19 protein-coding genes are annotated in these 19130 nt (G+C 59.3%); 10 read left to right on the top strand and 9 right to left on the bottom strand.

Going from position 1 to position 19130, the window contains the following annotated elements; genetic code table 11:
* The first annotated feature begins 22 nt into the window (after nucleotides 1-22).
* From HMPREF2996_RS04290 to HMPREF2996_RS04250, 9 genes are all read left to right on the top strand, one after another.
* Nucleotides 23-733, top strand: coding sequence for a helix-turn-helix transcriptional regulator (locus HMPREF2996_RS04290; RefSeq protein WP_070444851.1), 711 nt, complete (start codon nucleotides 23-25; stop codon nucleotides 731-733).
* Nucleotides 734-794: 61 nt separating this feature from the next.
* Nucleotides 795-2201: a Fe-S cluster assembly protein SufB gene (sufB, locus tag HMPREF2996_RS04285; protein WP_201829579.1), complete on the top strand. Its 1407-nt coding sequence runs from the start codon at nucleotides 795-797 to the stop codon at nucleotides 2199-2201.
* Nucleotides 2202-3392, top strand: coding sequence for a Fe-S cluster assembly protein SufD (gene sufD / locus HMPREF2996_RS04280; RefSeq protein WP_070444846.1), 1191 nt, complete (start codon nucleotides 2202-2204; stop codon nucleotides 3390-3392).
* A gap of 27 nt (nucleotides 3393-3419) precedes the next feature.
* Nucleotides 3420-4178 carry a Fe-S cluster assembly ATPase SufC gene (gene sufC / locus HMPREF2996_RS04275; RefSeq protein WP_070444843.1) on the top strand — a complete coding sequence of 253 codons (759 nt, stop codon included), beginning with the start codon at nucleotides 3420-3422 and terminating at the stop codon, nucleotides 4176-4178.
* Between the two features lie 64 nt (nucleotides 4179-4242).
* Nucleotides 4243-5490, top strand: a complete 1248-nt coding sequence (locus tag HMPREF2996_RS04270) for a cysteine desulfurase (RefSeq protein WP_070730276.1) — start codon at nucleotides 4243-4245, stop codon at nucleotides 5488-5490.
* Nucleotides 5487-5936, top strand: a complete 450-nt coding sequence (gene sufU / locus HMPREF2996_RS04265) for a Fe-S cluster assembly sulfur transfer protein SufU (RefSeq protein ID WP_070444838.1) — start codon at nucleotides 5487-5489, stop codon at nucleotides 5934-5936. The genes HMPREF2996_RS04270 and sufU overlap by 4 nt, the downstream gene beginning before the upstream one ends.
* Entirely contained in the window at nucleotides 5937-6365 is a 429-nt protein-coding gene (locus HMPREF2996_RS04260; protein ID WP_070444828.1) for a metal-sulfur cluster assembly factor, read from the top strand. It abuts the gene before it with no gap.
* A gap of 328 nt (nucleotides 6366-6693) precedes the next feature.
* Nucleotides 6694-8325, top strand: coding sequence for an ABC-F family ATP-binding cassette domain-containing protein (locus tag HMPREF2996_RS04255; RefSeq protein WP_070444825.1), 1632 nt, complete (start codon nucleotides 6694-6696; stop codon nucleotides 8323-8325).
* 164 nt (nucleotides 8326-8489) lie between these two features.
* Entirely contained in the window at nucleotides 8490-9227 is a 738-nt protein-coding gene (locus tag HMPREF2996_RS04250) for a hypothetical protein (RefSeq protein WP_070444822.1), read from the top strand.
* Here the strand turns inward: HMPREF2996_RS04250 and HMPREF2996_RS04245 are convergent.
* The 4 genes from HMPREF2996_RS04245 to HMPREF2996_RS04230 all read right to left on the bottom strand — a co-directional run bounded on the left by HMPREF2996_RS04245 (nucleotide 9224) and on the right by HMPREF2996_RS04230 (nucleotide 12212).
* Nucleotides 9224-9808 (bottom strand): hypothetical protein, encoded by a 585-nt coding sequence (locus HMPREF2996_RS04245; protein ID WP_070445034.1) that lies wholly within the window; start codon nucleotides 9806-9808, stop codon nucleotides 9224-9226. The genes HMPREF2996_RS04250 and HMPREF2996_RS04245 overlap by 4 nt on opposite strands.
* Nucleotides 9801-10490: a MerR family transcriptional regulator gene (locus HMPREF2996_RS04240; protein ID WP_070730275.1), complete on the bottom strand. Its 690-nt coding sequence runs from the start codon at nucleotides 10488-10490 to the stop codon at nucleotides 9801-9803. The genes HMPREF2996_RS04245 and HMPREF2996_RS04240 overlap by 8 nt, the downstream gene beginning before the upstream one ends.
* Before the next feature lie 72 nt (nucleotides 10491-10562).
* The gene (locus HMPREF2996_RS04235) at nucleotides 10563-11927 is read right to left on the bottom strand and encodes a PFL family protein (protein WP_070730273.1); all 1365 of its coding nucleotides are present in this window, start codon (nucleotides 11925-11927) and stop codon (nucleotides 10563-10565) included.
* A 15-nt stretch (nucleotides 11928-11942) separates the two neighbouring features.
* The gene (locus HMPREF2996_RS04230; protein WP_010186707.1) at nucleotides 11943-12212 is read right to left on the bottom strand and encodes an ACT domain-containing protein; all 270 of its coding nucleotides are present in this window, start codon (nucleotides 12210-12212) and stop codon (nucleotides 11943-11945) included.
* 79 nt (nucleotides 12213-12291) lie between these two features.
* On the opposite strand from HMPREF2996_RS04230, the gene HMPREF2996_RS04225 reads away from it, so the two are divergent.
* Nucleotides 12292-12981, top strand: coding sequence for an SDR family oxidoreductase (locus HMPREF2996_RS04225; RefSeq protein ID WP_070730271.1), 690 nt, complete (start codon nucleotides 12292-12294; stop codon nucleotides 12979-12981).
* Here the strand turns inward: HMPREF2996_RS04225 and HMPREF2996_RS04220 are convergent.
* The 5 genes from HMPREF2996_RS04220 to can all read right to left on the bottom strand — a co-directional run bounded on the left by HMPREF2996_RS04220 (nucleotide 12978) and on the right by can (nucleotide 19063).
* On the bottom strand, nucleotides 12978-13724 hold the full coding sequence (locus HMPREF2996_RS04220) for a hypothetical protein (protein ID WP_070730270.1): 747 nt from the start codon (nucleotides 13722-13724) through the stop codon (nucleotides 12978-12980). The two genes, HMPREF2996_RS04225 and HMPREF2996_RS04220, sit on opposite strands and share 4 nt — an antisense overlap.
* A 62-nt stretch (nucleotides 13725-13786) precedes the next feature.
* Nucleotides 13787-14557 carry a hypothetical protein gene (locus HMPREF2996_RS04215; protein WP_070730267.1) on the bottom strand — a complete coding sequence of 257 codons (771 nt, stop codon included), beginning with the start codon at nucleotides 14555-14557 and terminating at the stop codon, nucleotides 13787-13789.
* A gap of 106 nt (nucleotides 14558-14663) precedes the next feature.
* Nucleotides 14664-15269 carry a hypothetical protein gene (locus tag HMPREF2996_RS04210; RefSeq protein ID WP_246822986.1) on the bottom strand — a complete coding sequence of 202 codons (606 nt, stop codon included), beginning with the start codon at nucleotides 15267-15269 and terminating at the stop codon, nucleotides 14664-14666.
* Nucleotides 15270-15503: 234 nt separating this feature from the next.
* Entirely contained in the window at nucleotides 15504-16076 is a 573-nt protein-coding gene (locus tag HMPREF2996_RS04205; protein ID WP_070444799.1) for a TetR/AcrR family transcriptional regulator, read from the bottom strand.
* A 170-nt stretch (nucleotides 16077-16246) separates the two neighbouring features.
* Entirely contained in the window at nucleotides 16247-19063 is a 2817-nt protein-coding gene (gene can / locus HMPREF2996_RS04200; RefSeq protein WP_210388748.1) for an aconitate hydratase, read from the bottom strand.
* Nucleotides 19064-19130: the final 67 nt, after the last annotated feature.

The following is a 19130-nucleotide window of genomic DNA, read 5'->3' as shown; positions in this document are numbered from 1 at the left end:
TTCATTCAAGGAGGTGTACACCGTGACGAAGGAGTTGCCAAGGGAAACTCGCTCTACAGAGGGCGATACCCGCCGACACGTCATGCTGTTGCTTCTCAAGGACGGTCCGGTAACGGCGTCGTATTTGGGTGAACGTCTCGGTCTCTCTGCGGCCGGCATCCGTCGGCACTTAGACATTCTGGTGGAGGAAGGACTCACCGAGGTGGTGCACCGCCGCCCGCCAGCCCGTCCCGGGCAAACAGTAGGCCGCGGTCGCCCCGCCAAGCATTTCCGCCTTACGGATCAAGGGCGCGCCCAATTTGGTCACGCCTATGACCAGTTGGCGGCGGAAGCACTCACAGCGCTGCGAGAAGCGGGTGGTCCGGAAGCAGTCCGCCGCTTTGCCAAGGCGCGATTCGAACGCCTCGTAGAGGACGTGACACCTTTGGTACAGGATGAGGAATCTGTTCCGGAGGTGGCTCGTCAGCTAGCTGAGGTGCTCGATGCGCATGGCTACGCGGCCACGGTGACGTCGGTGGGCAACGGAGTACAGATTTGCCAGCACCACTGCCCGGTTGCCCACGTGGCCACCGAGCACCCGGAGTTGTGTGAAGCTGAACAGGAAGTTTTCTCCGCGCTATTAGGCAAACATGTGCAGCCCTTAGCCTCCATCGCGGATGGCCATGGAATCTGCACCACGAATATCCCCTTAACTCCCGTTCCACCAGCTTCGGCGGAGCGGGAAGAAAACTAATCGAACTAGAAAGGAGCGGGCTTTGACACAGGCACAACCAGCACCAGGGCTTGAGACCAAGATGAGCGATGACGAGATCATCTCTTCCATCGGTGGCTATGAGTACGGCTGGCGTGATTCCGACGAAGCCGGCCAGGCTGCACACCGCGGTTTGAGCGAGGATGTCGTCCGCGATATCTCGAAGAAGAAGAACGAGCCGGAATGGATGCTCGAGTCCCGCCTTAAGGCGCTGCGTGTATTCAACAAGAAGCCGGTTCCGACGTGGGGCCCGGATCTTTCCGGAATCGACTTCGACAACATTAAGTACTTTGTCCGCTCCACCGAGAAGCAGGCCCAGACCTGGGATGACCTGCCGGATGACATTAAGGAAACCTACGACAAGCTAGGTATTCCGGACGCCGAAAAGAAGCGACTTGTCTCTGGTGTTGCCGCGCAATATGAGTCCGAGGTGGTTTACCACAAGATCCGTGAGGACCTTGAGGCCCAAGGCGTTATCTTCGTTGATACCGACACCGCAGTGCGCGAATACCCGGAGATCCTCCAGGAATACTTCGGCACTGTTATTCCGGCCGGCGACAACAAGTTCTCCGCGCTGAATAACGCGTGCTGGTCCGGTGGTTCCTTCGTGTACGTCCCGAAGGGCGTCCACGTGGATATCCCGCTGCAGGCCTACTTCCGCATTAACACCGAGAACATGGGCCAGTTCGAGCGCACCCTCATCATCGTGGAAGAGGGCGCCTACGTTCACTACATCGAGGGCTGTACCGCGCCGATCTACAACTCGGATTCGCTGCACACCGGTGTTATCGAGATCGTCGTGAAGAAGGGCGGCCGCTGCCGCTACACCACCATTCAGAACTGGTCCACCAACGTCTACAACCTGGTGACTCAGCGCGCCAAGGTCGAGGAGGGCGGCACCATGGAATGGGTCGATGGCAACATCGGCTCCAAGGTGACCATGAAGTACCCGTCCTGCTGGCTGACCGGCGAGCACGCCAAGGGTGAGGTCCTCTCCCTGGCCTTTGCTGGCGATAACCAGGTCCAGGACACCGGCTCCAAGATGATCCACATGGCGCCGAACACGTCCTCCAACATCGTCTCGAAGTCCGTGGCCCGCAACGGCGGCCGCGCGGCCTACCGCGGCTTGGTGCAGGTCAACGCTAACGCTACGAACTCCGCTGCCAACGTTGAGTGTGATGCCTTGCTTGTGGACAATGACTCGAGGTCGGATACGTATCCGTACAATGACATCCGTAATGATCACGTCACCCTTGGCCACGAGGCAACGGTCTCCCAGGTTTCTGAGGAGCAGCTGTTCTACCTCATGTCCCGCGGTATCGCTGAGGAAGAGGCCATGGCGATGATTGTGCGCGGCTTCGTCGAGCCGATTGCTAAGGAGCTCCCGATGGAATACGCGCTGGAGCTCAACCGTCTTATCGAGCTGCAGATGGAAGGATCGGTGGGCTAAGTGGTAGCTTCCAATGAATTTAATCCTGCTGACGTCACTAAGGGAGACCAATTCACGTCCTTCAACGTAGAGGACTTCCCAGTGCCGCACGGCCGCGATGAGGTCTGGCGTTTCATTTCCTTGCGTAACCTGCGTGGGTTACATAATGGTGAGTTCGCACCGGCTACGGCGCAGCAGATCGACGTGGTGGCTCCGGAAGGCGTGACCTCTGAGACGGTTGCGCCTGACGACGACCGCCTGGGAACCGCTGGCGCACCTGCTGACCGCGTTGCAGCTCAGGCGTGGTGCTCCATGCCGGAGGCCCAGATTGTCAGTGTTGCCGCTGATGCACGTCCCGACAAGCCGGTGGAGATCACCATCACCGGCGCAGGTGAGGGCGTGACGTCCTTTGGCGCGACCTCCATTCACGTGGGCAATCACGCGGAGGTCACCATCGTTCTTAAGTACGTCGGTTCCGGCACTCACGCAGACAACGTGGAGTTCGTGCTGGGCGACGGCTCCCAGGTCACCGTCGTCGTCGACGCTGACTGGGAGGACGACGCAGTGCACCTGTCCCACCAGATTGCGAAGGTGGGCCGCGACGCCGTACTGCGCCACAACACCGCTATCTTTGGCGGCGAGATCGTGCGCCTCGTTCCACGCGTAATTTTCGATGGCCCCGGTGGCGATGCCGAGCTGCTCGGTGTCTACTTTGCTGATGCCGGCCAGTACTTTGAGAACCGCCTGCTGGTGGACCACGACGTGCCAAACTGCCGCTCCCGCGTCTTCTACAAGGGCGCTCTACAGGGAGCTACGGCTGCGCAGAAGGCCGAAGCCGGCTCTGCTTCCCGTACCCCGGAGGCCCGCACCTGCTGGGTCGGTGACGTGCTCATCCGCAAGAATGCGAACAACACGGACACCTATGAGACGAACAACAACCTGATCCTCACCGAGGGTGCGCGCGCTGATGCCATCCCGAACCTGGAGATCCAGACCGGTGAGATCGTCGGTGCTGGCCACGCCGCAACGGTGGGCCGCTTCGACGACCTCGAGCTGTTCTACCTCATGTCCCGCGGTATCCCTGCCGCCGAGGCACGTCGCCTCATCATCCGCGGCTTCTTCTCTGAAGTCATTTCCCGCATCCCGGTCGAGTCCCTGCGCGAGGATCTGGAATCCCGCGTCGTCGACGAGCTCGCCAAGATCAACGCTTAAATCTTTCCGAAAGCAGGTACCAACTCAATGTCTACCCTGGAAATCAAGAATCTCCACGCGCAGGTGCTCCCACATGAGGAGGACGGTGAGCCCACGCCGATCCTCAAGGGCGTAAACCTCACCATCAATTCCGGTGAGACCCACGCTGTCATGGGTCCGAACGGCTCCGGCAAGTCCACTCTGTCCTACGTTATCGCTGGTCACCCCAAGTACGAGGTGACCGAGGGTGAGGTGCTCCTCGACGGCGAGAATATCCTCGAGATGGAAGTCGATGAGCGCGCCCGCGCTGGTCTCTTCCTGGCTATGCAGTACCCGACAGAGGTACCGGGCGTGAAGATGTCGCAGTTCATGCGTTCCGCCGTGACCGCTATCCGCGGTGAGGCTCCGAAGCTGCGTGAGTGGAACAAGGAGCTCACTGAGGCTCGTGAGAAGCTGGCCATCGATAAGTCCTTTGCACACCGCTCCGTCAACGAGGGCTTCTCCGGTGGTGAGAAGAAGCGCCACGAGGTTATGCAGCTGGATATCCTCAAGCCGAAGTTCGCCGTCATGGATGAGACCGACTCCGGCCTGGACGTCGACGCCCTGCGCGTCGTTTCCGATGGCATCAACAGCTACCAGGAGGAGACCAAGGGTGGCATCCTCCTCATCACTCACTACAAGCGCATCCTCAACTACGTTGTCCCGGACTTTGTCCACGTTTTCGCCGACGGACAGATCATCAAGACCGGCGGCGCTGAACTGGCTGACCAGCTTGAGGCAGACGGCTACGAGCAGTTCCTCAAGTAGGCAGTAGCGCCGATCACGACCACACCACGACACGCTAGAGAAGAAGAACCGAGCACAAGGACCTATGCCTGAACTAGACGTTACTGCGATTCGGGAACAATTCCCTATCCTCTCGCGCACCGTGCGCGACGGTAAACCACTGGTGTACCTGGATTCGGGAGCGACCTCGCAACGTCCCCTGCCGGTATGGAAGGCCGAGGAGGAGTTCGTGCTCGGCACCAACGCGCCGGTACACCGTGGCTCTTACCAGCTGGCGGAGGAGGCCGATGACGCCTATGAGTCCGCTCGCCAGGCCATTGCCGCCTTCGTTGGAGCTGATCGCGATGAGATTTCCTTCACCAAGAACGCCACGGAGGCGTTGAATGAAGTTGCCTATGTGCTCAGTGACGAGCGCGCGGGCGAGCTTTATGTTGGTGAGGGCGATACCGTCGTGGTCACCGAACTGGAGCACCACGCGAACTTGGTGCCGTGGCAAGAGCTGTGCCAGCGCACCGGCGCGACGCTGAAGTGGTACTCCATGACTGAGGACGGCCGCATTGATCTCGATTCGCTCGAGCTCGATGACACCGTCAAGGTGGTGGCTTTTACCCACCAATCCAACGTGACCGGGGCCGTGGCGCCCGTCGCAGAGTTGGTGCGTCGTGCTCGTGCCGTGGGCGCCATGGTCGTCCTCGACGCCTGCCAGTCGGTGCCGCACATGCCCGTGGATTTCCACGAACTCGACGTCGACTTCGCCGCGTTCTCTGGGCACAAGATGTGCGGGCCGACCGGCGTGGGCGTTCTCTACGGCAAACAGGAGCTGCTGGCGCAGCTGCCGCCTTTCCTCACTGGCGGTTCCATGATCGAAGTTGTCAAGATGGAGGGCTCGACGTTTGCCGAGCCACCCACCCGCTTCGAGGCCGGAACCCAGATGACCAGCCAGGTTGTGGGCCTTGGTGCAGCAGTGAAGTTCTTGAGCGAGGTGGGCATGGACGCCATCCACGCCCATGAGCAAAAACTCACTGCATTGGCCTTGGAGAAGCTTGCTGAGATCCCCGGCGTGCGCATCATCGGGCCCGAGAACACCGAGGATCGCGGGGGAGCGGTCTCTTTCATCGTGGATGGGATCCACCCACACGATTTGGGCCAGGTACTTGATGCTCATGGCGTGTCCATCCGCACTGGTCACCATTGTGCGTGGCCGCTGCACCGCGCGTGCCAGGCTAATTCGACCGCACGCGCTAGCTTTTACTTGTACAACACTGAGGACGAGGTCGACGCCCTCATAGAGGCAGTGCGGGCTGCCCGCACCTTCTTTGGAGTGAGCGCATGAACCTAGATTCCATGTACCAGGACGTCATCCTGGACCACTACAAGAACCCGAAATTCTCTGGCCTGCGCGAAGGCCAAGCAGAGGTTCACCACGTCAACCCTTCCTGTGGCGATGAGCTCACCCTGCGCGTGAAGCTGTCTCCTGATGGTTCCACCGTCGAGGACGTGTCCTACGACGCCGAGGGATGCTCCATCTCGCAGGCCTCGACCTCTGTCATGGCGGAGGAAATCGTCGGCATTCCCCTCGAGGAGGCGAACGCCAAGCTAGCCGAGTTCGAGAGGATGGTGACCTCCCGCGGGGAGGTTGAGGGTGATGACGAGATTATTGGGGATGGCATCGCCTTCGCCGGCGTGGCTAAGTTCCCAGCCCGTGTAAAGTGCGCTCTCCTCGGTTGGAAAGCTTTCCAAGCCGCCACCGTCGAAGCGCTGAATGAATTGGAGAAGTAGATGGCTGATAACACTGAAACCACCGGTGGCAGCACTGATCCTTACCAGGATCAGAATGCTTCCTTTGATGGCGCTGCTGTCAAGCCTGAACAAACCGAAGAGCAGATTTCCAAGGTCTTCGATATCACCGAGTATCTTCGCGATGTCATCGACCCGGAGCTTGGCATCAACATCGTTGATCTGGGCTTGGTTTATGACGTCTGGCTCGACGAGATCGACGGCAAGAACACCTGCGTCATTAACATGACTCTGACCTCCCCGGCTTGTCCGCTCACTGATGTCATCGGCGAGCAGATCGAGGATGTCATCGTGGGCAACAAGCTCGCCGAGGCAGTCCAGCTCAACTGGGTCTGGATGCCACCGTGGGGCCCGAACATGATTACTGAGGAGGGCCGCGAGATGCTCCAGGCCCTCGGCTTCGCGGTCTAGGTTCCGCGAATCGCCTTAGTTAATATCACCGCCGGTTCGAGAGTGCGCATTGTTCTTGTGTCCACACGAACCGGCGGTGTTCTGCGTATATGTGAGCATCCCTCGCCACTGTCAACGCGGTCTCCTCAACCAAAAGCAAAGCCCCAGACCTCGATCCCGAAAGACGCAGGTGGGCGTCGCCAAGCACTGGCTCACTCAGTAGAGGCGAACAGGAGGTTGCGGGATCGAGGTCTGGGGATCTATTCGTCAGTGGTGGTTCGCAAGCGATGCTGTGCCTGGGCGCCGTGCAGTTCGGGTTTAACTGCCCTGGTTGCTAGACTGTTTCGACGTGATTGTGACCAATGATTTCGAGGTGCGCGTGGGCGCACGCACGCTTCTCGACGCCCCCGGCCAGCACCTTCGAGTGCAACCGGGGGATCGTATCGGCTTGGTCGGCCGCAATGGTGCGGGCAAGACGACGACGATGCGCATCCTGGCGGGGGAGACCGAGCCCTATGGCGGCTCGGTGACACGCTCTGGTCCTATTGGTTACCTGCCGCAGGATTCCCGTGAGGGCAATATCGAGCAGACCGCTCGTGAGCGCGTGCTCTCCGCTCGCGGCTTAGATGAGATCAAGCGCCGCATGGCCAAGCAGCAAGAGCTGATGGAAACCGCCACGGACGATAGGTTCCGCGACAAGGCCATTCGTAAGTTCTCCCGCCTCGAGGAGGAGTACCACACCTTAGGTGGCTACGAGGCAGACTCCGAGTGCGCCCAGATCTGCGACAACTTGGGCCTGCCGCAGCGTGTGCTCGACCAGCAACTCAAGACCCTGTCCGGCGGTCAACGCCGCCGCGTGGAGCTGGCGCAGATTCTCTTCGCAGCTTCGGCTGGGTCAGGCAAGTCCCAGACCACGCTGCTTCTCGACGAGCCCACGAACCACCTCGACGCGGATTCGATTACCTGGTTGCGCGGCTTCCTGTCCAAGCACGAAGGTGGCCTCGTGATGATTTCCCACGACGTAGACCTGCTGGAAGCCGTCTGCAACAAGGTCTGGTTCCTTGATGCCGTGCGCGCCGAAGCAGACGTCTACAACATGGGCTTTAAGAAGTACCTTGATGCCCGCGCCACCGATGAGGCACGCCGTCGCCGCGAGCGCGCCAACGCGGAGAAGAAGGCCGCAGCACTACACAAGCAAGCCGCCAAGTTAGGCGCTAAAGCCACGAAGGCCGCCGCCGCCAAGCAGATGCTGCACCGTGCTGAGCGCATGATGAACGAGCTGGATGACGTTCGCGTGGCCGATAAGGTAGCCCACATTAAGTTCCCGGAACCAGCTCCCTGCGGCAAGACTCCGATGAACGCCAAGGGCCTGACCAAGATGTACGGTTCGCTGGAGGTCTTCGCTGGCGTCGATTTGGCCATCGACAAGGGCTCCCGCGTGGTTGTGCTGGGCTATAACGGTGCGGGCAAGACGACTCTGCTCAAGCTTCTGGCGGGTGTGGAGCGCACCGATGGCGAGGGCGGCATCGTCTCCGGCCACGGCCTGCGCATCGGCTACTTTGCGCAGGAGCATGACAACATCGACCCAGACAAGACCGTGTGGGAAAATACCATCGAGGCCTGTCCTGATGCTGGCCAGCAGGATTTGCGTGGACTGCTGGGTGCCTTCATGTTCTCCGGTGACAAGTTGGAGCAACCCGCCGGAACGCTCTCCGGTGGTGAGAAAACCCGACTGTCGCTGGCAACGCTGGTGTCCTCGCGTGCCAACGTGCTGCTTCTCGACGAGCCTACAAACAACCTCGACCCACAGTCCCGCGAGCAGGTGCTCGATGCCCTAGGCACCTACACCGGCGCCGTGGTCTTGGTTACCCACGACCCGGGTGCGGTCAAGGCGCTCAACCCGGAACGCGTCATCATCATGCCGGACGGCGATGAGGATTTGTGGAACGACGAGTACATGGAAATCGTGGAGCTAGCCTAAAGACTATTTTCCAAATATAGCTCTGTCCTGATTCTGCTTCCTGCGCTAGACTCGGGCTCACAACCACACCGCTCAAGACTCTTCTCTTGGGTCCTTCCGCTTCCCACGCACAGGGTCTAGAAGTGGTAAGACCCTTTCGCGCCGCCGCTGGAGAGGAAGAGACCATGAGCACCGCCGCGACCCTAGATTCCGTCATCGAACCTTTGCTCACCGGATTGGTGAGCAAGCGCCCTGAAGTACGAGTGGACTGGGCCTATACCGAATTGAAAGAAGGCATTGAGTCAGGCCAGTGGGACAGCCATCTCGGCCAGATTCGGGAGCGCCTCACCGGTTACTTGCGTACAGGCAAGGTGTGGACCAAGGCTTTGTCCGCTCAGTTGCTGAATGTGCTCGCGGAAGCAGGCCACTTCCACTACGAGGACTACCTCACCTTCCGCGCGTGGTATGTCACAGAGGAGGACACACGCGGCATCGTCAAAGACATTGGTCCTATCATGGCCGTCGGCTACGGCGCTGACTACGTAGAAACCTGTGTTCGCATAGGAATGATCCCGGCTGTCGAAGGTGCGGCGATCATCTCGTGCCGCCTTCGCGCGCCCGGAGGAGTGTGGCATGACGATGAGAGCATCCGCTTAGCGCGTGCGGCCTGCACCACGATTGCCAAGAGTACCTCGCCGCATATCCTCGAAATTTGGACCGAACGGCTGAGCACTACCGTGCTCACCGAAGGCATTCGCAACAATAGCCGTGCCGTAGTCGAAAATTTCGCCCACTTTCTTACGGCCACAGCTGACATGGTCCGCAGTGAACCGGAGAAGTGGGGAATTGACGCTGAACGTGCGGATCTCGTGTTGCCGATGATTGCGGAGATTGAAGAAGAACTTCGCAACGCCAGTAATTAGCAAGAAATAGCACCATAAAAGCGCACCTTCGTTACCTCCTTTGGGTGAGCGCGCTGCCATGGGTAGCGGTCCGGTGATGCCTGGACGGGTTCACTGAGGTCAAGGATGGTATCGGTTCCAGCTGGGCCACCTACAGTTAGTTCACCTTTGTTTATAACAACCGCTGATTCGAATGTTCGGTCTGCCCGCCTGCTACGGACAAGAACCATCGGTACCTTAACGAAGACAGTTTTTCCGCGCCGCAAAACTGTGAGTTCGTTGGTGACATAGCTAGGTCGAATACGTTCAGCAGCGATCAAGCCCCACACAAAGATGATGGCCCACAGCGACAGCAGCAACGCCAGAATTCGTAGAACGCCCACAGGGAGTAGAAAGTGAACGGCCACCATTTCAACCACCAGCACCGCAGTGACGAAGCCGAGCATCTGTAGCCTGCCCGGAGGGTGGGGAAGTGCCACCGCTCCGGCGGGGACCAACGTCTGGCCCCGCATCCAGCGCCACAGATCGTGGTAGAGGCCCAATTCATATTTGGCTAGGCGAAATCCAGGATGTTTCTCCACAAATCGCCAGATACTAGCCACCTGAGCCACCTACCAAAGCTTTGAGCGCTACACCTTGCGCACCAGTAGTCGGAGCATCAGCCACGGTCAGCGGAGCGTTACCAGGTCGCAAGGTGGGATAGATTCCTCGCATCAACCCGTGTTCCCCCAGGTAGCGCATCTTCTCGATGATACGCGCGACCTCACAATCATGCGGAGACAGCGAGCCAAGCTCTCGCCACAACATTTCAGCCTCGCGGAGAGCTGCAAGGCAATGGTCGTCGGCGAGGTTCTGTCGTAGCTGTTTCCAGGTGGCTGATGTAGCGACTCCGGTAAGTGCAATGAGATCCCAGGAATCCAGTTCGAGTTGAAGCATTGCCGGATCCTCGATGACCTGGCTGAGGGAGTCACGGATATCCTCTGGTGTCCCTTTGGGGGCTTGAGAAAGGGCACGCAAACGTTCTCGCTGCTGTTGCAGCCGAGCAATGCGCTCATCCAGCATGTTAAACGAGCGCTCGACCGCATCAGGAGATGAGACATCAGCGACGGGAACGCCGGCGTCGATAAGCACACGCGCTCGCAGCACCGAAGCCAGGTCAGACACAGAATAGTCGCGATAGTTTCCGCTGGTGCGTGCGGGTTCAGGAACCGCGCCCGTTTCGTGCAAATGGCGCACGGAGCGCACTGAGCAACCAGCGACCGCGGCGACGTCCGATATCTTCATAGGATAAAGCTAAACCCTCACATTGTGTGAGGGTCAAGTGCTCGGTGCGCATTGCTCCGTGTGGCGTTTGCCTTAGTTGCGGAAACCGTGTACCGGCGCCGGGATGAAGCCACCGCGGTTGATGAAGGTGGAGTTGCCCACGTCATTAACCGGGATGACCGGGGCGTAGCCCAGGAGGCCACCAAAGTTGACCTCGTCGCCAGCCTTGGTGCCTGGAGCAGGGATGACGCGCACGGCGGTTGTCTTATGGTTCATCACGCCAATGGCGGCTTCGTCCGCGATCATGCCGGCGATGGTCTCCGCAGAGGTATCGCCCGGAATGGCGATCATGTCCAAGCCCACAGAGCAGATCGAGGTCATGGCCTCCAGCTTGTCGATGGAGATAGTGCCAGAGCGCACCGCATCGATCATGCCCTTGTCTTCAGAGACCGGGATGAAGGAACCGGACAGACCACCCACGCGGGAGCAGGCCATCATGCCGCCCTTCTTGACGGCGTCGTTAAGCAACGCGAGCGCTGCCGTGGTCCCGTGCGTGCCCACCTGATCCAGCCCCATGTGCTCCAGGATGTGTGCGACGGAGTCACCCAGTTCCGCGGTGGGAGCAAGCGAGAGGTCAATGATGCCAAAGGGGACACCGAGGCGCTGAGAAGCCATGGAACCCACGAGCTGGCCGGCGCGTGTTACCTTGAAGGCTGCCTTCTTGACTTCCTCGGCGACCTCATTGAGGGTGGCTCCCTCAAGGGAGCCGAGCGCGCGATCGACGACACCGGGTCCGGATACGCCAACAGAAACCACGCAGTCCGGCTCCTCAATACCGTGGAAAGCGCCGGCCATGAAGGGGTTATCGCCCACGGAGTTGGAGAAGATCACGAGCTTGGCGCAACCGATAGCGCTGCGGTCCTTGGTCAGCTCGGCTGCTTCCTTGATGATGCGTCCCATCTGGGCCGCGGCATTCATGTTGATGCCGGCGCGGGAGGAAGCGATGTTCACCGAGGAGCAGACGAGGTTCGTCTCTGCGAGGGCTTCCGGGATGGATCGGATCAGGGCCTTTTCAGCAGTGGTAGCGCCCTTTTCAACGAGCGCGGAGTAGCCGCCAACGAAGTCGACGCCGGTCGCGGCTGCCGCACGGTCGAGCGCGCGGGCGACGTCTACGGGGTTTCCTTCGACGCCGGCCACGATGAGCGCGATTGGGGTGACGGAGATGCGCTTGTTGACGATCGGGATGCCGAGCTCGGCCTCGATTCCCTCGCACACCTCAACCAGCTGTGCGGCGCGGGTGGTCACGAGGTCGTAGACAGCCTCAGCGGTGGCTTCCATGGTGGAGCGCGTGCAGCCGAGCAGCGAAATGCCCATGGTGACGGTGCGGATATCGAGACGGTATTTCTCGATCATCTCGATGGTGTCGAGAATGCTGGCGGTATTGAAGCGGTTAAGCATGACTGGTTATCGCCCCTAAATCTCGTTCATTGCGGTGAACAGCGCTTCCGACTGCACGCGAATGGATTGTTTGATGGACTCACCGACGGTGTTCATCCGCTCCTGGAGCTGCTGGATGCTGACCTCGTTCTCATCGAATTCGACGCGCAAGATCATGGTGAAGTACTCAGACATGAGGGTCTGGGAGACATCTACGATATTGACGTTAAGCTCTGCGAGGGCGGTGGACACGGCGGAGATAATGCCGGTGTTATCGACACCGGTAACAGTCATGATGGCGATCATGACTAGATTGTAGCCTGTAGGTTTTTCCAGCTGTCCTGGGGTCCTGCAGAGATATCAGACAGCGCGTACGGTGGCGCTCATGACTGATACGACAACAACTGCACGCAAGAAGGTTCTGTACATCGGCGGCCATGGCAAGGTTGGGCTTTTAGCGGCGCCCAAGCTTGTCGACGCCAATCTTACCGTCCATTCCCTTATCCGTAACCCCGACCAGGTCGCTGATGTTGAAGCCCTCGGCGCCACTGCAGTGGTGCGCGATCTCACCGAGCTTTCTGTTGAAGACTGGGTAGAGCTTTTGGCTGACTATGACGTCGTCGTGTGGGGTGCCGGAAACGGTGGCCGCGCTGGCGCTGACGTAACCTGGGCGGTGGACCGCGATGCCGCGCTCGCATCGATTGCGGGTCTGGAGAAGCTAGCTGCTGACGGTAAGAACACTCCGGCCTACATCATGATTTCCTACATGGGTGCCACGACCAATACCACCGATCCCGCGGACGAGAAGTGGTATGCCTACGTGGAGTCCAAGAAGGCAGTAGATAATAAGCTGAATTCGACCGATCTCAATTACCTTATTCTGGGTCCCGCGGCACTCACGGAAGAGCCTTCTCATGGCATCACCGTGCTCGATAGCGATGCTGAGCGCACGAGCGACATGACGACTTCCCGGGAGCTTGTGGCCGAGGTTGTCGCTGAGGTGGCTCGCCGCGATAGCTTCCCGGCCTCGCCTCTGGAATTCATCGATGGTGAAGGCAGCGTTAAGGACATCTAGGAAGCAGAGGATGCGGCGGCGTTAAGCCCGGCTATTACTTGCTCGCGGCTGAGTCCATGACGCAGGCTTGCAACGCGTAGTGGCTTTGTGGATAAGTGAGCGGCAATGTACCACCCCGTGGTGCGCTCAAAGATGGCCTTGCTTTGAAAACGCACCACGCCGATGCCCTGTTCGCGGAAGGCACGTGGAGAAGTGAGAGACGCAAACTCATCGCTGATGATGTCGTGAATAGTGCCATCGGGAAGGAAAAGGCGCACTTTCGCTTTGTAATAGTACTGGGTGGGTTCATATTCTGGGACGTATTGGCCGGTCTGCCAGATCTCGCTGAGCAATGCGGGATAATACTCTATCCATCCATTTTCTGCGGCGGTACGTATCCGGCGCGCACCCCATGTCGAGCTGCGTATTGACCAAAGATTTCTAGCTGCTGTAACCACGAACAAGACAGCGAAGAATGCCGCGGCCAATCCCTGCCATCCGGAGCTGAAGGACAGATCTTCAAAAATAAGGATTGGAACCGCCATGGCGCAGAGTATTACTGCCACCACAATGCGCGTGCGAAGTTCTTTAGTTTCAAGCGTTTTCCCGCCAAGAAGTGGACTTGCTGTTGCGATTGCACACGTGATGGCGCTAGTTGCTGGCGAGGGGTTGGGAGAAGAAACTGACCGATGACTTCGAGGAATCAGCCTTTCATTGTATTCATGGTCGGGAAAGTCAAAAGGGGCTATGTAGTGTTGAGGCATTCTTATCGGCTCCTAGAAGGCGGCCAGTCTAGACTGTAAATCCTTGAGCATTAACCTTTTATCTAGTTTTGCTCGGCAAAAGACAGCGCCGCCTCGATGTTCTTCTTGCGCAGACCATGCTGGAGTTCTAGTCGCGGATTATCCGAGTCGGCGCGGTATCCCACCACACTCCAGCCGTTATTGTGGTTGAAGTCGACGGTGGCGACGAGGGGACCGTCGGCGAGCAACCGGCCACGCAGCTTCAGCCAGTTCGGATTCGGAGCAATGAACTCCGCTGTCCGGCTCTTTGTCAATGAGCCGTCCGGCTGCAAAATCAGTATCGGGGCGGTGTAGTAGTAATCGGTGGTGTCGTTGTAATCGACGCGACGCTTATAAACCAGCTCACCGATCAATGCGGGGCGGTACTCAATCCATCCATTCGCCCACGCAGTGCACAGCCGCGTCGTGGATCCCCAGCGCCCTCGCATGACCATAACTCCGATAAGGATGAATACCAGTGCGGTGAGCGCGATGATAATGCTGGCTATCGGTATCCCGCCGATGGTTCCATCTGCGCCGGGAAAAAGGACGAAGAGGAAAAGCGCATGCGTCACTGAGAAGAACAGGGACATAACTCCCATGGAGATGACAATGAATCCAGCGATGGTCATGCCGAGATTCGTTTGGCCGATCGGTGACCCGACGCTATCGATAGCTTCGCGTATGCCGCTGCGATCTACGTTGGGGTTGGGCTGCTGATCGTGCTCCTTTAGCTCCTTAGGCGCGAGGGAGCCGGCGCTGGCTGCATCAAATTTCAGCGGTGACCGAGGCAATTGAATAGAAGATTGCGTCATGGATCACAGTGTAAAGGGCTTGGAGCCGCCTTTCTCGTCGCTTCAACACCCAACGGGGAGCAGGACCCGTGTGGAGCGGCGGGCCGACCCCAATGAAAGAGCGGCCTTAGCGCACCCAGCGCTGTTCGGCGAAGGAGAGAACGGCTTCTACCTGGCGCCCGGTGAGGCCACACGAAAGTTCTGCTTCTGAACTCGTCCCGTCGGTACGGTAAGCAGCGACGGTCCATCCATTGTTATTCGTGGAGTCCACGGTTGCTAAGCGGGATCCTTCGGCAATAGCAGTGCCCCGCGATCTCAGCCAGTTCGGATTGCCAGCGCGGAACTCACCGGACATGGCTCTAGCTAGTGTGCCGTCTGGCTGGAGGAGCAGAAGGGGCGCCGAGTAATAAAAATAGGTTCGTTCACGGTCGTCGGGGCCTACGGTTTTGCTGCGTAGGTACACCAACTCACCGATGAGAGCAGGACGGTATTCTACCCAGCCGTTGCGCCATGCAGTGCGCAGACGCCGAGAACGACTGACTTTCATGGCCACGCGTCGCAAGCAAATCCCCACGATGATCAGGATGATCAGTAAAGGGAAGACGGGAATGAAAGAGATGAGCCGAAACTGTGAAATGACATGTCGCGCTGAGCCGAGGAAATCGTAAATAAAAGTGAACGCCATGCCACATACGAAGAGCACCACGATAGTGATAAAAATCCAGGTAGCCACGTCGCCAGACTTCAGGCGCCCAGGCAGCGGCCCAGCCTCCTCGATAACCTCGCGGAGCCCTGAATTATCTATTCGCGCGCTCGGCTGAGCATCGTGGGCGCGCTGTTCTTTCGGAGCAAGCCGGGGTGTGGCGTTTAGACTAATTCCACACTGCGTCCGCGGAAGCTGTAGGGGAGTATGGTGCATACGCCATAGTGTAGCGTCAATCACACTCCGCCACTGAGCGTTAATCGCTTAGTGCTCGGCGCGGGAGCCACGAATCGATTGTTCTACCAAACTCAACACCTGGTCTAGGTTCTTGGTGTCTCCCAGCGCGAGGCGGTTGATGAAGCCGTCCATGAAAGTCTCTAGGTACGTCACGAGGGTATCGATGGAGACGTCATCGCGCAGGCGACCTTTTTCCGCGTTGGATTCCAAGCGAGCGCGTACCGCCTTATCCAGAACTTCTTGCTCTTCGTGCCACCGAGCGGCGAAAGACGGATCAGTGCGCAGCATCGAGGTAACGGCCAGGCGAGTGGCCAACCAGTCGTGGCGCTCAGGGTGGCGCAGCATCTCGCTCATAACCTCAACCAGACCGTTATTTGCCACAACCTCGGCCTCGCGGGCCGCGTCTTCCCGGGCCAGGGCCAAAAAGAGAGACTCTTTATCGCCGAAGTGGTGAAAGATAGCCCCACGCGATTTGCCCGTGGCTTCTTCAAGGCGGCGGACTGTAGCACCGTCATAGCCGTGCTCCGCAAAGCATTTTCGTGCCCCAACCAGGATGTCGTTGCGGCGGCGATGAAGTTCGGAGTCGCTCATAATCGGCATGGCTGGAATCTCGCTCCTTAAGGCACGGCGGGGGATAATCAGGTGATGAAAATACGTAAAGGTTAGGAAATAGAAAAGGCCAGCCAGCACTCGTTGTTGCTAGCTGGCCTTTTGCCTAGTTATGCGGGGCTATCCGTAGTCGGCGTCCCCGCATGCGGGACAAGGCTGGTTTAGGCCTTGACCATCTGGCGCAGAACGAACTGCAGGATGCCGCCGTGGCGGTAGTAGTCGGCCTCACCAGGCGTGTCGATGCGAACCTTGGCATCGAACTCAACGGTCTCGCCGGATTCCTTGGTGGCGGTCACGTGGACCGTCTTCGGAATGCCGCCCTCGTTAAGAGCCTCAATGCCCTCGATATCGAAGGTCTCGGTGCCGTCCAGGCCCAGAGACTCGTGGGACTCGCCCTCCGGGAACTGCAGCGGGATGACGCCCATACCGATGAGGTTCGAGCGGTGGATGCGCTCGAAGGACTCGGTGATGACGGCCTTCACACCAAGCAGGTTGGTGCCCTTAGCAGCCCAGTCACGGGAGGAACCGGTGCCGTACTCCTTGCCGGCAAGGACAACCAGCGGGATGTTGGCTGCCTTGTAGTTCTCGCAAGCATCGAAGATGAAGGCCTGCGGTGCGCCCTCCTGGGTGAAGTCGCGGGTGTAGCCACCGGCGACGTCGACCAGCTGGTTCTGGAGGCGGATGTTGGCGAAGGTACCGCGCATCATGACCTCGTGGTTACCACGACGGGAACCCAGGGAGTTGTAGTCCTGGCGCTCCACACCGTTGGCATCCAGGTACTGAGCGGCCGGGGTGCCCGGCTTAATGGAGGAAGCAGGGGAGATGTGGTCGGTGGTTACGGAGTCACCGAGCTTAGCCAGAACACGAGCGCCCTTGATGTCCTGAACCGGTTCCGGCTCAGTTGGCATGCCGTCGAAGTACGGTGCCTTGCGGATGTAGGTGGAGTCCTCGTTCCACTTGAAGGTCTCACCCTCCGGAACGTCCAGGCTGCGCCATGCGTCATCGCCCTTGAACACGTCGGCGTAGTCCGCCTCGTAGAGCTCGCGGGAGATGGCCTGCTGGATGGTGTCCTCAATCTCCTGCGGGGAAGGCCAGATGTCCTTGAGGAAGACATCGTTGCCATCCTGATCCTGGCCCAGCGGCTGGGTCTCGAAATCGAAGTCCATGGTGCCGGCAATAGCGTAGGCGATGACCATGATGGGGGAAGCCAAGTAGTTCATCTTGACGTCCGGGGAGATGCGGCCCTCGAAGTTACGGTTACCGGACAGCACCGCGGTAGCAGCCAGGTCATGCTCGTTGATGGCGTTGGAAATTTCCTCCGGCAGCGGGCCGGAGTTACCGATACAGGTGGTGCAGCCGAAACCGGAGAGGTAGAAGCCCAAGGCCTCCAGATCCTTCCAGAGGTCTGCGCGCTGGAAGTAGCCATCCACAACCTGGGAACCCGGAGCACAAATGGTCTTAACCCACGGCTTGGACTTCAGGCCCTTCTCGGCCGCCTTGCGGGCGATGAGGCCTGCGCCGACCATGACGGACGGGTTGGAGGTGTTGGTGCAGGAGGTGATGGAAGCGATGGCAACCATGCCGTGGTCCAGGGTGTACTCGCCGCCGTTCGGGGAGGTGACAGTCACTGGGTTGGACTGGCGGCCGGAGCCACCCTTGGCTGCGGATTCGCCCTCACCAGCGCGAGACTTGTTCAGGCCACCGGTCACGTCGACGAGGGAGTTCTCGTCGGCACCCTCAGCGGTCATGCGCTTCGCCTCGATGGTGGACTCGTCTGCAACAACCTCGCCGGAAGCGTAGGTCGGCAGATCCTTACGGAACTGCTCCTTGGCCTCGGAGAGGAGGATGCGGTCCTGCGGGCGCTTCGGGCCGGCGATGGAGGGCTTAACGGTGGACAGGTCCAGCTCGAGGTACTCGGAGTACTCTGCCTCCGGAGCGTCCTGCTCCAGCCACATACCCTGCGCCTTGGCGTATGCCTCGACGCGGTCGATCTGCTCCTGCGGGCGGCCGGTGAGTTCGAGGTACTTGATGGTCTCCTCGTCGATCGGGAAGATTGCGGCGGTAGAACCGAACTCGGGGGACATGTTGCCGATGGTGGCGCGGTTGGCCAGCGGCACCGACTTCACGCCATTGCCGTAGAACTCAACAAACTTCTGAACGACGCCGTGCTGACGCAGCATCTCGGTGATGGTCAGAACCACATCGGTTGCGGTCACACCGGTCGGAATCTCGCCGGTGAGCTTGAAGCCCACGACGCGGGGGATCAGCATGGACACCGGCTGGCCCAGCATTGCAGCCTCGGCCTCGATGCCGCCGACGCCCCAGCCCAGAATGCCCAGGCCGTTCTCCATGGTGGTGTGGGAGTCAGTGCCGATACAGGTATCCGGGTAAGCAACACCGTCGTTGTCGAAGACAACGCGGGAGAGGTACTCAATGTTGACCTGGTGGACGATACCGGTTCCCGGAGGAACAACGCGGAAGTTGGAGAAGTTCTCAGCACCCCAGCGCAGGAACTGGTAACGCTCCTGGTTGCGCTCGTACTCGATCTCAACGTTCTTCTCCAAAGCTTCGGTGGAGCCGAAGGCCTCGACGATGACGGAGTGGTCAATAACCATCTCAGCCGGGTTGAGCGGGTTCACCTGGTCCGGCTTGCCGCCGAGGGCGGTGATAGCTTCACGCATGGTTGCCAGGTCCACCACACAGGGGACACCGGTGAAGTCCTGCATAAGAACACGGGCCGGGGTGAACTGGATCTCGGTATCCGGCTCAGCGGAGGGATCCCAGTTCGCCAAAGCGTTAATGTGATCCTTGGTTACGTTCTTCCCGTCCTCGTAGCGCAGCTGGTTCTCAGCCAGCACCTTGAGGGAGTAAGGAAGCTTCTCCAGGCCCTCGACTGCGTTGATGTCGAAGTAGTCATAAGACTTACCGTTGACCTCAAGAGTCTTCTTGGCGCCGAAGGAGTTCAGGCTTTCAGTCATAAGGAGCTCCATTCCTTGCTTTTGCTTGTGGGTTATCGAACACTGGTCGAAGGTTCATCGAATTTGC

Source organism: Corynebacterium sp. HMSC066C02 (assembly GCF_001814945.1).
GTDB classification, from domain to species: domain Bacteria; phylum Actinomycetota; class Actinomycetes; order Mycobacteriales; family Mycobacteriaceae; genus Corynebacterium; species Corynebacterium aurimucosum.
Note: the sequence above shows the minus strand (reverse complement) of the source record. Positions and strands in the feature narration are given on the sequence as shown.